This is a genomic window from Microbacterium sp. BF1, from assembly GCF_019279095.1.
Lineage (GTDB): Bacteria > Actinomycetota > Actinomycetes > Actinomycetales > Microbacteriaceae > Microbacterium > Microbacterium maritypicum.
Map to the genome: position 1 here is coordinate 1 of NZ_JAGYWT010000705.1, position 960 is coordinate 960.

A 960-nucleotide genomic window follows, 5' to 3' on the forward strand; every position below is an offset into this window, starting at 1 on the left:
GCGGTGATCGTGACGGTCTGCCCGGGAAGGAGGCGCCCGGGGGCCGCCGCATCGGGCCACGTGTACACGAACCCGGTGAGCCCGGCGAGCGTGTTCGCCAGCGTGACGTCGTCGAGCGTGAGCGTGCCCGTGTTCCGGATCGTGAACGTGTAGTCGACCGTGTCGCCGAGCACGCCCGTGTCGCCCGCGGACAGGACTGCGGTCTGAGTCGTCTGGATCGAAGGCAGCCCGTTGGGCGCGCCGGTGCCGATGACGACGGGATCGGACTCGTCCGAGACCACGACTCCCTGCGGCGACGTGCCGAACGATGTGGCGACGTTCGTGATCGAGCCGGCATCGACGTCGGCCTGCGTGACCGTGTAGCGGGCCGTGCCGACGGCACTCGCACCCGGTGCGAGGATGCCGGTCACCGCGGGGAACGTGAGCTCCGGCGTGCTGACGCCCTCGAGTTCGTCCTCGAGGCGGATGAGACGCAGCGTCACGTTGCCGGTGTTGGTGACCTCGAAGTCGTACTCGATGACGCTGCCCACCGCTCCGCTGCCCGAGACGTAGGCACCGCCCTTGTCCGTGCGGATGGACGGGCTCTGCTCCTCGGTTGGGATCGGCGTGATCGTCGACTCCGCCCCCACCGGAGTGCCGTCAGGCGTGGTCGCCTGCACCGACGCCGTGTTCTCGACCGATCCGCGGTCGACATCCTCTTGGCTGATCGCGTAGGACGCCGTGGCGGTCGCGGTCTGTCCCGGTGCCAGCGAGCCGGCCGAGCCCGGCCAGTCGATCGCGATGTCGCCGATCCCGGGGAGCTCGTCGGTGATGGCGATGTCGGAGAGCGTCACGGTGCCGGTGTTCTCGATGCGGAAGCCGAAGGTGACGGCGTCGCCGAGACCGTTCGCGCCCGCGTCGGTCAGCTCGGCCGTCTTCTCGAACACGATGCCGGGTGCGGCGTCCACGCTCACCGTCGCC

1 pseudogene is annotated in these 960 nt (G+C 70.0%); it reads right to left on the reverse strand.

The features are described 5' to 3' along the window. Positions 1–947: pseudogene (locus tag KZA10_RS16195) on the reverse strand (hypothetical protein); the annotation flags it as partial. Positions 948–960 lie beyond the last annotated feature (13 nt).